Below are 12571 nucleotides of genomic sequence, written 5' to 3'. Positions count from 1 at the left end.
CGGATTCCAAATGACGGAGTTCTCGTCATTGCGGCATCAAGGCCCACTCCGTGAGACCTTGATGGGACTAGTTCCCTCAGCGGTCCCGCGCAGCGGACCCTGAGGAACGAGTGCTTTAGGGGAACACCGTTCCCGCTTCCACCACGCTGCGCTCCAGCTGCGCCAGATCCAGTCCCGTCCGGATCCCGCGCTTTTCCAGGTCCCGCACGAACTGCTCCATCGCCAAGTTGCCAACGAGGTCATCCTCAGCCATGGGGCAGCCGCCGTAGCCTTTCAGCGCACCGTCGAAGCGGCGGCATCCTGCGTCCCACGCGGCATCGGTCTTCGGTTTCCAATTGTCCGGGCGGGCATGGAGGTGCGCACCGAACTCCACTTCCGGCATGGCCGGCACCAAAGCGCTGAACATGCTTGCGATGTCCTCGGGCTTGGCCACGCCCACGGTGTCGCTGAGCGCGATGATGCGCACGCCGAGCTCGTTCACCAGCCTGTCCGTCCAGTGCTGCGCGACCTCCGCGTTCCACGGGTCGCCGTACGGGTTCCCGAAGGCCATGCTGATGTAGACCACCAGCTCCTTCCCCGCCTTCCGCGCCAGTTCCGCTATGTGCGCCGTGCGTGCCCAACTGCCTTCGATGCTGGTGTTCGTGTTGCGCTGCTGGAAAGTCTCGCTGATGCTGAAGGGATAGCCCAAGTAGTGCACGCTTTCCTGTTTCACCGCATCCTCCGCGCCGCGCTCGTTCGCCACGATCACCAGCAGCTTGCTCTTTGTGGCGCTGAGGTCGATGCGCTGAAGCACCACGGCGGTGTCGGCCATCTGCGGAATGGCTTTCGGGCTTACGAAGCTGCCGATGTCAATGGTATCATAGCCCACGCGCAGCAGCCCGTTGAGGTAGTTCACCTTCACTTCCGTGGGGATGAATTCGTGGATGCCCTGCATGGCATCACGCGGGCATTCGATCAGTTTCACTTCGGTCATTTCAACCTCGGGTCGTTTTGAACCACGGATGGACACGGATCGACACGGATAAACTCATAGAACAACTCTTTTCCATTCAAGTTTGGCACGTTTGAAATTCAGAATGAGACCCACCCTCAAACCGGTAAGGCCAAGGTAGTTCAGCATCTGGCCTTTCTCGTGGTCACCGATCTTGTCGATCGTCTTGGTATCCACGACAATATTACCACGAACGATGAGGTCAGGAACATAGAGTCCCACCCGCACCTCCTTGTACATCACATCGAATTGCGGTTGCTGCTCGAACCCGATGCCCCGAAGACGGAATTCCACGGCCAAGGCATTTTCATAAGGCTTCTCCAGCAGACCATGACCAAGCACATTCAAGACCTCCATGGCCGCACCAATGATCGCTTCGGTATCCGCAGCAAAGAGGAGCTTTCCATCTCCCATTTCAGCATTGCCATCCGTGTTCATCAGCATCTTTATCCTTAGGCCGATCCGTGTTTATCCGTGGTTCAAGCATTCAGCTTTCGCAAAACGAAGCTTTCCATCTCACATTTTCAGCATTGCCATCCGTGTTCAGCAGCATCTTTATCCCTAGGCTGATCCGTGTGTATCCGTGTCCATCCGTGGTTTAAGAATTCAGCTTTCGCAAAGCGAAGGCTGCATTGATGCGCTTCAGCAGCCCGGGACCTTCATAGATCAGGCCCGTGTAGACCTGCACAAGGTCCGCACCGGCGTCCAGCTTTTCCATCGCGGCCTCGGCGCTGTCGATGCCGCCCACGCCGATGATGACGAGCGGCTTCGGCAAGCGCTGCCGCAAATACTTCACCACCTTCGTGCTGCGCTGCCGAACGGGCCTGCCGCTCACACCGCCCGCACCTATGGCGTCCACCTCACTTTTCGGCATTTGCAAGCCTTCACGCGAGATGGTGGTGTTGGTGGCGATCACGCCCGCGATTCCACTTTTCTTCACTACGGAAACAATGTCGTCCAACTGTTCGTCCGTGAGGTCCGGCGCGATCTTCAACAAGATCGGACGATGCACGGGCTTTGCGGCATCGCGCCTTTTCAATTCGTTCAAAATGGCCAACAACGGACCTTTCTCCTGGAGCGCGCGCAGACCAGGCGTGTTCGGGCTGCTCACATTCACCACGAAGTAATCCACCACGGCATGCAATGCCTCGAAGCATTTCACGTAGTCGTCGATGGCCTGCTCGTTCGGTGTCACCTTGTTCTTGCCGATGTTGCCGCCCACGATGATGCCGGGGCTGCGCTTTTTCAAGCGCTCCACTGCCGCCTGCACGCCGCCGTTGTTGAAGCCCATGCGGTTGATCAATGCGTGATCGGCCTTCAGCCGGAAGAGCCGCGGTCGCTCATTGCCGGGCTGTGCCACGGGCGTCAACGTGCCGATCTCCACGGATCCAAAGCCGATCCGCGAAAACGCGTCCACGTGCGTGGCATCCTTGTCCATGCCGGCGGCAAGGCCCACGGGACCGGGAAATTTCAATCCCATCACTTCCACGGCGGCTTCCGCCGAAGGACGTTCACCACCCACCAGTGCCAGCGCACCGGGGATGTGCTTCGCCATTTCCAATGCTGCGAACGTGAGGTGGTGCGCACGCTCCGGCGACAGGCGGAAGAGGAATGGGCGGAGCAGTTTGTACATCGGCCCGCAAAAGTAGCCGGTGGTGCGGGTGGGGAGGTTGACGGAGTTTCTGCTTGTGGTGATCAGTGGATGTTGAGGGGCCGCAGAGGCGCGGAGGCGCAGAGAATGCTATTGGAGAAGGATGATCGGAGTTTTGGTACAGGGTACAGGGTACCGGGTACTGCCAACGCTCACTGCCACCTGCTGCTGCCTACTGCCGACCGGGCCTGCCGACAAGAGAATGACAGGATTTCAGGATTGACAGGATCTCGCACTGTGCGCGGAGCAGTACGCTACTGAATGGAAAATGGCGGCTATCCCTGTGACCTACGGAGCCCCGATCACTGATCATCAATTTAGCTTTATCTAATTATTTTATTTCACCATACATTTGTCGCCATGCTCACCCGCAGCGAGGAGGACCACATCAAGGCCGTGCATACCCTTCTGCAGGATGGTGCCACCGCAGGCACCAAGGACCTCGCGGAACGCTTGAACATCAAGGCCAGCAGCGTCACTGTGATGCTGAAGAAGCTCGCCGAGAAGGGCCTCTTGAAGCATGAGCCCTACTACGGTGTGAAGCTCACCGCCAAAGGCAAGGTCGCCGCGTTGAAGCTCGTCCGCAAGCACCGCCTTTGGGAGACCTTCTTAGTTGAACGGCTCGGATTCAAGTGGAACGAAGTGCATGAAGTGGCCGAACAGTTGGAGCACGTCCACAGCGAAAAGCTCACCGATAAACTGGCCGGCTACCTCGGCGACCCGGCCTTCGACCCGCACGGCGACCCCATCCCTGATCGTAATGGGCGCATGCATACGCGCGACACCACCTCGCTCATGGAGTGCGCCTCAGGTACGCACGTCCGCATCGCCGCCGTGAAGGACGGCAGCGACACCCTGCTGCACCTGCTTGACCAAAAAGGCGTCGGCATCGGTATGCGCTTCGAGGTGGTCGCCCGCCATGCCTTCGATGACAGCGTGGAACTGCAAGGCGGAAAAGCGCTTCACCTCACCCTCTCGGCGCTAGTGGCCGCGCACCTGCTGGTGGAGATCCTTCCCACGGGGAAAAACCGGAAGCCATGACGCACGACCGGCGCTCCTTAGGCAACGTGCATTCCAGCGTGGCCATTCCCGTGGCGAAGGGCTGGCGCCGGCTTCTCGCCTTTCTCGGACCGGCCTACTTGGTGAGCGTGGGCTACATGGACCCCGGTAATTGGGCCACTGACATCGCCGGCGGATCCGCCTTCGGATACCAGCTCATCTGGGTGCTGCTGATGAGCAACCTCATGGCGCTGCTGCTGCAAAGCCTCAGTGCCCGGCTCGGCATCGTGCGCGGCCTCGACCTCGCACAGGCCAGCAGGCACACCTATCCGCCACTGGTGAACATCCCGCTATACGTGCTCGCCGAGATCGCCATCGCCGCCTGCGACCTCGCCGAGGTGATCGGCATGGCCATCGGCCTCAACCTCCTCTTCGGCCTCCCCGTGCTCTGGGGCGTGCTGATCTCCGGCCTCGACACGTTGCTCATCCTCTTCCTGATGAACAAGGGCATGCGCTTAATGGAGGTCTTCATCCTCTCGCTCGTCGCGCTCATCGGCTTCTCCTTCCTTGCTGAAATGTTCATCGTGGAACCCGTCGTGGGCGATGTGCTCCAAGGCCTGATCCCTTCCACACTCTCCGACAAGGCGCTCTACATCGCCATCGGCATCATCGGCGCCACCGTGATGCCGCACAACCTCTACCTCCACAGCTCGCTGGTGCAGACGCGCCGCTTCGAGCGCACCGACAAGGGCATGCGCGAAGCCATTCGCTTCAACTTCTTCGACACCACCATCGCGCTCAACCTCGCCTTCTTCGTCAACGCCGCCATCCTCATCCTCGCCGCCGCCGCCTTCCACACCGCAGGCCATTTCGATGTCGCCGAGATCGACCAGGCGCACGAACTGCTGGGCGAGCTCTTCGGCACCATGGCGCCGGCCCTCTTCGCCATCGCCCTCATCGGCGCGGGGCAGAGCAGCACCATCACCGGCACGCTCGCCGGGCAGATCGTGATGGAAGGCTACCTCGATCTGCGCATCCGCCCGTGGCTGCGACGGCTCATCACCCGCTTGCTTGCCATCATTCCCGCCATCGTCAGCATCATCTATTTCGGTCCGGGATCCTTGGGCGAACTTCTGGTATTCAGCCAAGTGGTGCTCAGCCTGCAATTAGGCTTCGCCGTGATCCCGCTGATCCACTTCACCTCGGACAAAAAGCGCATGGGCACCTTCGCCATCAAGCCCTGGGTGCAACTGCTGGCGTGGAGCACCGCGCTCATCATCGTGGTACTGAACGCCCAGTTAGTGGTACAGAAGGTGCAAGGCTGGCTGAAAGAAGGTGGCTCACATGTGATCTGGGTGAAGTTCCTCGTGATCCCGATCATCGTACTGTCCGGGATCCTGCTGCTTTACATCACCGTGAAGCCGTTCTTTGTGAAACTGAGACCCGCCAAGCGACATATCGACGGCACTTTGCCCGAGCTGAAGGTGCAGGAGCAGCGCCCACCGCAACGCATCGCCATCACCGTGGAGTTCAAGCCGTTGGACGAGCGCGTGCTGAACGCGGCCATCGCCCAAGGCGGAAAGGTGGCCGAGTACATCCTGATCCACATCACCGAGAGCGCTGCCGCGCGCTACCTAGGCGAACTCACCAGCGACCGCGAGGCCGTGGACGATGCCACCAACCTGGAGCACTATGCCATAAAGCTCCGCGAAGCCGGCTATACCGCTAAGGCCGTGGTGGGGCAAGGCAGCCCGGTGGAAGCGATCGCCACATTGGTGAACAAGAGCGAGGCCGAACTCCTGGTAATGGGCTCGCACGGCCACCGCGGCCTGAAGGACCTGCTCTTCGGCGCTACCGTGGATGCGGTAAGGCATAGGGTGAAGGTGCCAGTGCTGGTGGTGAAGTGATCAGCTGCCACGATACAATTGGCGAGCTGTTGGGGACACTCAAAAGTGTGCGTTTTGACCATTATTTCCTTCCGGTGATAATGCTCGTGTTCGGGACTATCCTCAACAAATGGCACGGTCCAACAAACGAGTCGTCATGCGCTTAACCGCCCCACCTCCGCCTCGATCAACTCGACAACATCCTCGTTCGCCACTTCACCGCCCAAGCTGTAAATGATGAACACCTTGCCGCCGAAGTGCTGCGTGAATTCGCTGAAGCTGGCCCGCATGCGATCGCTCGGAGAATAGTTGCCGAAGTTGGCCTTTGCGGTTACGGGTTTGATCTGCAGGCCGAACGCACGCTCACCCACATGACCGAGGAAGTCGATGTCCCCAGCGTGGTCCAGTTCCGCGTCAGATTCCTCGAACCTAACAAATGGAAAGCGATCCGCCAATTCATCAAACACGACGGATTTCTCCCGCAGGTAGCCGTCATAGGTGCGATTGATAGTGAGGTTGTACACGTAGTCGATGCAATCCTGCTTGGTCACCTGTTGGAAGGCCATGGTCCAGTCCGGGATTACCACTTCCACGATTTTCTCGTACAGGCGTTCTCCAAGCTCTCTCAGGCTATCCTCCGTTACTCGCGTAGGTTGTTTAGCCGCTGTGCTCGCGTGCTCGAAGAACCAGTCCTTCCATTCTTCGATGGTCGCTGGTTGACATTCGCGAATTAGTGACATCACTGCACCCACTTTCGCCGGACGTGTAAGCTGGTAGGTCTGGCTCGTATAGTTGAGCACCTTTTCCTTCTTGCCGAACTCCAACGAGTAATGTTTGGAATTATGCTTCAACTTCTTCGGCATAGCGTTCAAATCGTTCCTTGTATTTGAAATCACGAATGGGATCAACGTCCACGAAACCTTTCTTAATCAGGTGGGCGTTGAGAAAGGTCTTATTTTTCAAGTAGAGGTAGCCAAGCAAACGGTCCTGTTCGTCGTGCTTGTCCTTGTCGTACCGCAAGTACACTCGCTGGCCTTTAGTGCTTTCTTCCAACCAAACTTTCGCAGCGGATGCATCTTCAGGACGTTGCTTCACGCCTATCAAGCGGATAACCAAATCGTTGCTCAGGCGCACCATTTCGGGCGAAAGCACTTCCTTCACTGTGAAGAACTCCTCCCGGGCAGCGTTGCCTTCGGCGATCTTCGACCCGAAGGTCAATTTCCGCGCATCTATCTTTTTGTCCATCCTATGCGGATCGGTGAAGACGTATGGCAAGCGGGCCGTCCGTTCTTCGGAAACTGCGGCGCGTTCTTCGTGAAGAAATTCATAGCGGCTTCCCGCCAAGTCGCCTTGAGCCACGTTCAACTTGTTCTTGATCACCGGGATGAAGTCCGGATTGATCTCATACCCAACCGAGGAACGGCCGAGGTTTCTTGCAGCCATGGCCGTGGTGCCACTGCCTAGGAAAGGGTCCATCACCGTTTCGCCGTGGAAGGAAAACATGCGGATCAACCGAGCCGGCAGCTCTTCTGGGAACATCGCCAAGTGCCCATCCTGCTTGGCCCCTGCAAAACTCCAATGGCCGGCGAAGTATTGGTTCCACTGTTCGGTGGTCATTGCGGAAAGCTGCTTCTGCTCCGGCGTCGGCTTGGGCGCGGTACCGGGCTTTTTGAAGATCAGGATGAACTCGTAGTCGATTTTCAAAATTCCGTTCCGTGGATTCGGGAAGCTGCCCATTATGGCCGCTCCGCCGGTGGTGTTGGTGGTGGTGACCTTCTGCCAGATCACCGCGCCCATGTAATCCAAGCCCAACGCTTCGCAAAATCGGATGATCTCCGTGCGGATCGGGATCACCTTGTAACGTCCATAGTAAACCGTGCGTGCGAACTGGTCGCCGATGTTGACGCACAGACGGCAGCCCGGAGAGAGCACACGATCGGATTCCTGCCAAACCAAGTTTAGGTCGTTAATGTACTCCTCATAACTGCCATGATAACCGATCTGGTCGACTGAGCCATAGTCCTTTAATTGCCAGTACGGCGGTGAGGTGACGACTAATTGGACAGAAGCGTCCGGAAGGTGGCCCATCGTCCGGCTGTCCCCGGTAATGATCTTGTGCGTAGTACCCATTGGTCCGCCGAAGATAGACCCCGCTCCCGCAAGTCCTTCGGACCCCTATACTAAAGGGCGCTCCTGACAGAAACAGGCCGGTAGGACTTGTGGGGGCATGCTGAGCGATCGCTCAAAACGAAAACGCTTCCGGCACTCTTCAGACTGTTGCACTGCGTCCTTCACTTCGGGGCCGCCCCGCCGCCCCCTTCGCAATAGGCCAACCAAGCCGCATACTGGTCCATCGTCAAGATGTTCTTCACCTCGGTCATGATCATGTCGCCACCCGAATGGGAGATCGGGTCCTCCTCCTTCTTCACGTTCGGCAGGTCGCATTCCGTTTTGCAGGCCTCCTGCACCCGGCCTAAGCGCTCCATCTGATCGCTGGTGAGCTTCAACTTGGTCCAAGTGGCCGCGGGCGTGCCCATGAAGCAGCTCTGCAGCACCGCGCTGGAAGGGGCGCCCGCAGGCGTTTGGGCAGTGGCATCCACGGTGAGGAATAGCAGTGCGGCGATCCAGATCATGGCTTTCATTTCAGTTGCAGGATTGAACGGTTTGCTAATGACACATCCAAGGTACGACATTGGCCGTGGGCCGGTGATCAACGGAGCAAAGGCTTCCCATGTCCTCAGACCATTTCGGGTACATCTCTTATCTGCGAAGACAAGTGACGTCTATATTCGACGTGTCCTTCTATCTGGCAGCGAGGAGGAATGCAACACAGAACAAGTCCATCTTCTAGACATGAAAAAGCCGCTCTTGATAACGCTGGCATGTGCCGTTACTTTCGGACTTGGCTTCGCATCCAAAACCGTCACGACTGAACCACCCAACCAACAGGCAACCATGAAAAAAGTAACGGGCATCGGCGGCGTCTTCTTCAAGTGCAAAGACCCCAAGAAGATGAATGAGTGGTACAACACGCACCTGGGATTGGACGCGGGCCAGTACGGGGCGAGCTTTGAGTGGAGAGAGGAAGCCGACCCGAGCAAAAAAGGGGTGACGCAATGGAGCACGTTCGCCGAAAACACGACCTACTTTGAACCTTCCACCAAAGACTTTATGATCAACTACCGGGTGGAAGACCTGGAAGGATTGGTGGAGCAACTGAAAAAGGAAGGCGTGACGATCGTGGACAAGATCGAGGCATCCGACTACGGCAAGTTCGTACACATCCTGGATGCTGAAGGCAACAAGGTGGAGCTGTGGGAACCGAGCGACAGTGAGTAGATCGACAGGCCTTTGATAATCTTTCCTTCATGATCCCGTTGGAACATCGTTCCCGATCGCTCCATGAACAGATCCAAGATCATCAAGGTATCGCTGCTGGCGATCGTGTTGTTTTTCTCCGTTGACCGGGTTCCTGCGTGCAGCGCATACAAAGTCACCGTCGGGGGAGCCACCCGTTATGGCATGAATTACGATACGTGGTTCGAACACCCGCGCATCTGGTTCGAAACAACCGGATTCGGGGCGGCTTTCACGGGCGCGAACGACATGGGTGCGGCAGGCTTCTCCCCGCAGGCCGGCATGAACGTGTACGGCCTTTCATTCGGAACCCTTGCCACGCGAACGCCTGACAACGGCGCACCCGCCGTGGGCAAAAAGCCGATCCCCGGACGAGTGCAATACCTGAAGGACATCCTGCACGCGTGCAGGACGGTGGAGGAGGTAAAAGCCTACATCGAGCAATACGATCATAGTGTGCTCAGCAACGATGTGTTCCTCTACACCGACCGCTCAGGAAGGTACCTCGTGGTGGAACCCTACACGCTGACACTCGGCGATGATGCCTCCTATGTGATCGCGAATTTCTGTCCTTCCACCGTCAGTGACTTCCATAGCATCACGCAACAACGCTACATCAACGGGACCGCTTTCCTGCAATACAAGATCGATACTTCACTTGCCTTCTGCACCGCGCTTTCGGACACCATGCACGTCTGCCGCGCGAAGCACGGGGACGGCACCCTGCTGACGTCGATCTGGGACTTGCAGAAGGGGAACGTAGACCTGTTCTTCTATCATGACTACGCGCATCCTGTTCAATTCGATCTGGCCGCGGAACTTGCACGAGGTGACCACTCCTATGAAATATCGTCCTTGTTCCCCCCGAACAAGGAGTACCAGCAACTGCTGCGTTTCAAAACACCGTTGAACAGTTCCGCCCTGGACGGGTTTTTACGCTTCTGCTTCATCCTGTTCCTGCTTTCAGCGATCTACTTTCCCTTGAGCTATTTCCGCAACAGAACGGCGCCCTATGCCGGGTACAAATGGATGCTAGCGGCGGTGAGCTTGGTCTTGATGTATTACGTTTTCAAATTAGCTACGGAGATGGGCATCTTCTATTTCCCTGCCCCTTACCGGGATCCCGGATCCATGCTATTGACCCTTGCGGGTTACCTCCCCTTCGTGATCCTGCTTGCGATCATCCCCTTGCTCCTGATCAACCGGAAGGTGGTGAAGGAGAAGGCCTGGCGAGGCACATCCAGATGGCTGTTCACCCTCAACAGTACGATCTATGTGGCGTTGGTCGCCTTGTTCGCCTACTGGGGGCTGTATGCGGTTTTCGCTTGAGGGGATCATTGCCAAAGCGCTCGGGCAAGTCCGCATCGCGCTATATTCGACCTTCCTTCCACCCAAAATCCCACCACATGATCGTCGCAGCCATTCTCGTTGCCCTTGTAGTGATCGTAGCATTCTATGCCATCGGGATCTACAACCAGTTGGTAAAGTTGAAGAACCTGGTGGCCGAGGCGTGGAGCGGCATCGATGTGCAACTGAAGAAGCGCTATGACCTGATCCCCAATTTGGTGGAAACGGTTAAGGGCTATGCCACGCACGAGAAGGAGACCTTCGAGAACGTGACCCGCGCCCGGGCCGCAGCGCAGCAGGCCACCACGGTGGAAGGGCAGCAGGCTGCGGAGAACGCGCTAAAAGGCTCGCTGGTGAACCTCATGGCGGTGGCGGAACGCTATCCGGACTTGAAGGCGAACGCTAACTTCCTGGACCTGCAGAACAAATTGACCGAAGTGGAAAGCGATATCGAGAAGGCGCGGCGTTACTATAACGGCAATGTGCGCGACCAGAACACGCTGATCGAGACATTCCCGAGCAACGTGATCGCCAATTCGTTCGGCTTCGCCAAGTCCGCGTTCTTCGAGCTGGACGACCAAGCAGAGAAGAAGGCTCCTTCGGTAAAGTTCTCGTGATGCGGCGCTGGCTCCTGCTGGCATCGGTGCTGGGCGTGTTGTCCGCCTTCGGACAGACCGAGAAGATCAATTCGTTCCACACGGACCTGACGGTCGCACCCGATGGCCGGTTAACGGTGACGGAGGACATCAATGCGCATGTGGAGGGCATCGACTTCAAACGCGGTATCGTCCGGACGTTGCCGCTTTCCTTCGTGGACCACAGCGGCAAGGAGATCCATGTGCGGTATGACATCAGCGATATCCAAGTGAACGGTGAGGCTGCGACTTACCACACCGAAAAGGAAGCCGGGCAGTTCGTCATTTACATAGGCGAAAAGAACACCTTGCTGGAACCCGGGGACTACCGCTACCGGATCACCTATTCCACAAAGGGCCAGGTCGGTTTCTTCCCCAGCTACGATGAGATCTACTGGAACGTCAATGGCAATGGCTGGGACTTCCGGATAGACAGCGTTTCGGCGAGCATTCATTTGCCCCCTGCGGCCCAAGTGAAACAGACCGCATGCTACACGGGGGAATACGGCTCCACGGAAAGCGCTTGCACGGATTCCATCATCAATGGACACACGGTCAACTTCCAAGGGCGCGCCTTGCAGAACTACGAAGGATTGACCGTAGCCGTGGGCTTCCAGAAAGGCGTGGTGGCCGAACCGCCGCCACCGACTTTTTTCGAGCAGTATGCCGTGCCGATCATCGGCGGTATCATCACACTACTGCTCCTGCTTTACTACATCGTGACGTGGATCCGGTTCGGCCGGGACCCGGACCTGCCGACCGTGATCCCGCTCTTCGAGCCACCTGATGCCATGTCACCGGCCTCGGTAGGCATGGTGATGGAAGGAAAGTTCCAGAACTACTTGATCACCCCTGCCATGATCGACCTTGCCGTGAAGGGACTGATCCGGATCGATGAGCGAAAAGAGGAACAGCTACTGGGCCTGATCACCAAGGAGATCTATACTATCGTGAGGTTGAAGGGAGGCACGGGCCTGCCCAAGGAGGAGCAGGAGCTCTATGGCCGGTTGTTCAACTCAGGCCCGGAAGGCTTTGTTTTCGACGGCACGTATGACCCGCGTGTGCAAAGCATGGCCGCCGAGTTCAAATCCTCGCTCACATCGCAGTGGAACGCATTCCTCAATAAGGGCAACAATTTGAAATTCTGGCTGATCCCGATCCTCACCGTCATCGCTTGTGTAGTGGCCATTTTTTTCCTGCACAGCGAACGTTGGGACGGATATGACGCAGTGTACATGATCGCTTTCGTGGCGGTGAATTTCATCCTGTTCCTGATCTACATTATTCTCATCAAGAAGCCCAGCCTTGAAAAGCAGGCCTTGCGGTCGAGGCTGCTGGGGTTCAAGATGTACTTGGGCGCGGCGGAGGAAAAGCAGATCCAGCACTTCAACCCGCCCACGATGACGCCCGAGGTCTTTGAGAAATACCTCCCCTATGCCATTGCGTTCAAGGTGGAAAAGATCTGGGGCGACCGGTTCCAAGACATGATCGGCAAGGCCCTTATCGACAAGAGCTACCATCCCGGCTGGTACAGTGGTTCCATTATGAATTACGGCATGTTCTCCCAGCATATGAACTCCTCACTTTCCAGCAGTGTCCGGTCCTCGAGCACACCGCCTTCCAGCAGCAGCGGGGGTTCCGGCGGTGGTGGGTTCTCCGGCGGCGGCGGCGGTGGCGGCGGTGGCGGCGGATGGTAGTAAGTCCT

At 57.5% G+C, this 12571-nt stretch carries 12 protein-coding genes; 6 read left to right on the top strand and 6 right to left on the bottom strand.

What is annotated here, in order from left to right:
* Nucleotides 1-115: 115 nt before the first annotated feature.
* The 3 genes from IPP95_13365 to IPP95_13355 form a co-directional block, all read right to left on the bottom strand.
* On the bottom strand, nucleotides 116-973 hold the full coding sequence (locus tag IPP95_13365; protein ID QQS72147.1) for a hydroxymethylglutaryl-CoA lyase: 858 nt from the start codon (nucleotides 971-973) through the stop codon (nucleotides 116-118).
* A gap of 54 nt (nucleotides 974-1027) precedes the next feature.
* Nucleotides 1028-1405: a GxxExxY protein gene (locus IPP95_13360; GenBank protein QQS74275.1), complete on the bottom strand. Its 378-nt coding sequence runs from the start codon at nucleotides 1403-1405 to the stop codon at nucleotides 1028-1030.
* A gap of 184 nt (nucleotides 1406-1589) precedes the next feature.
* Complete coding sequence (locus IPP95_13355; GenBank protein ID QQS72146.1) at nucleotides 1590-2624, bottom strand: quinone-dependent dihydroorotate dehydrogenase; 1035 nt, start codon at nucleotides 2622-2624, stop codon at nucleotides 1590-1592.
* A 378-nt stretch (nucleotides 2625-3002) separates the two neighbouring features.
* Between IPP95_13355 and IPP95_13350 the strand changes: the two genes are divergently transcribed.
* A complete protein-coding gene (locus tag IPP95_13350) occupies nucleotides 3003-3683 on the top strand; it encodes a metal-dependent transcriptional regulator (GenBank protein QQS72145.1) in 681 nt (226 codons plus the stop codon).
* Nucleotides 3680-5548: an Nramp family divalent metal transporter gene (locus IPP95_13345; protein QQS72144.1), complete on the top strand. Its 1869-nt coding sequence runs from the start codon at nucleotides 3680-3682 to the stop codon at nucleotides 5546-5548. The genes IPP95_13350 and IPP95_13345 overlap by 4 nt, the downstream gene beginning before the upstream one ends.
* A 134-nt stretch (nucleotides 5549-5682) precedes the next feature.
* Here IPP95_13345 and IPP95_13340 read toward each other — a convergent pair whose 3' ends face one another.
* From IPP95_13340 to IPP95_13330, 3 genes are all read right to left on the bottom strand, one after another.
* Nucleotides 5683-6390 carry an MjaI family restriction endonuclease gene (locus IPP95_13340; GenBank protein QQS72143.1) on the bottom strand — a complete coding sequence of 236 codons (708 nt, stop codon included), beginning with the start codon at nucleotides 6388-6390 and terminating at the stop codon, nucleotides 5683-5685.
* Nucleotides 6368-7615, bottom strand: a complete 1248-nt coding sequence (locus IPP95_13335; protein QQS74274.1) for a thermonuclease family protein — start codon at nucleotides 7613-7615, stop codon at nucleotides 6368-6370. Before IPP95_13335 ends, IPP95_13340 begins: the two co-directional genes overlap by 23 nt.
* Before the next feature lie 203 nt (nucleotides 7616-7818).
* Nucleotides 7819-8169: a hypothetical protein gene (locus IPP95_13330; protein ID QQS72142.1), complete on the bottom strand. Its 351-nt coding sequence runs from the start codon at nucleotides 8167-8169 to the stop codon at nucleotides 7819-7821.
* A 313-nt stretch (nucleotides 8170-8482) separates the two neighbouring features.
* Between IPP95_13330 and IPP95_13325 the strand changes: the two genes are divergently transcribed.
* The 4 genes from IPP95_13325 (at nucleotide 8483) to IPP95_13310 (ending at nucleotide 12563) form a co-directional block, all read left to right on the top strand.
* Nucleotides 8483-8866, top strand: a complete 384-nt coding sequence (locus tag IPP95_13325; protein QQS72141.1) for a VOC family protein — start codon at nucleotides 8483-8485, stop codon at nucleotides 8864-8866.
* Between the two features lie 63 nt (nucleotides 8867-8929).
* Nucleotides 8930-10213 (top strand): hypothetical protein, encoded by a 1284-nt coding sequence (locus IPP95_13320; GenBank protein QQS72140.1) that lies wholly within the window; start codon nucleotides 8930-8932, stop codon nucleotides 10211-10213.
* Between the two features lie 77 nt (nucleotides 10214-10290).
* Nucleotides 10291-10848, top strand: coding sequence for a LemA family protein (locus tag IPP95_13315; protein ID QQS72139.1), 558 nt, complete (start codon nucleotides 10291-10293; stop codon nucleotides 10846-10848).
* Nucleotides 10848-12563, top strand: a complete 1716-nt coding sequence (locus IPP95_13310) for a DUF2207 domain-containing protein (GenBank protein ID QQS72138.1) — start codon at nucleotides 10848-10850, stop codon at nucleotides 12561-12563. The genes IPP95_13315 and IPP95_13310 overlap by 1 nt, the downstream gene beginning before the upstream one ends.
* The last annotated feature ends 8 nt before the right edge of the window (nucleotides 12564-12571 follow it).

It is taken from the genome of Flavobacteriales bacterium (assembly GCA_016700415.1).
Lineage (GTDB): Bacteria > Bacteroidota > Bacteroidia > Flavobacteriales_F > PHOS-HE28 > PHOS-HE28.
Note: the sequence above shows the minus strand (reverse complement) of the source record. Positions and strands in the feature narration are given on the sequence as shown.